This window comes from Streptomyces sp. SID12501, assembly GCF_010550245.1.
In the GTDB taxonomy this organism is placed as follows: Bacteria; Actinomycetota; Actinomycetes; order Streptomycetales; family Streptomycetaceae; genus Streptomyces.
On the sequence record NZ_JAAGLU010000958.1, the window covers coordinates 1 to 400 of the forward strand.

Annotated in this window: 2 pseudogenes; both read right to left on the bottom strand. The window is 73.5% G+C overall.

The features are described from left to right. Positions 1–204, bottom strand: a pseudogene (locus tag G3I71_RS49315) (D-aminoacylase); the annotation flags it as partial. 9 nt (positions 205–213) lie between these two features. Further along, positions 214–400: pseudogene (locus tag G3I71_RS49320) on the bottom strand (amino acid deaminase); the annotation flags it as partial.

A 400-nucleotide genomic window follows, 5' to 3' on the forward strand; every position in this document is an offset into this window, starting at 1 on the left:
GCGGAGCAGCGCGAGGTCGCTGTGGGCGTGCATGTCGATGAAGCCGGGGGCCAGGACCAGGCCGTGGGCGTCGAGGGTGCGCCGGCCGCCGCCGGGGATCCGGCCGATGTCGACGACGCGGCCCTCGTGCACGGCGACGTCGGCGGTGTACGAGGGCCCGCCGGTGCCGTCGGCGACGCGGGCCCCCCGGATGACCAGGTCCACGGCCGGCGCCTAGAAGAAGGTGCGGACGTAGTCGGTGACGGTGCCGTCGGCCCGCACCACCGGGATCAGCGGCCACTTCTCGAAGATCGTGCACGGGTGGGACATGCCGAGCGCCACCCAGTCACCGACCTGGACGTCCTCGGCGGAGTCGGTCTCCAGCCAGGCGTGCTGGTCGGAGAGCTTGACGAGCCGGACC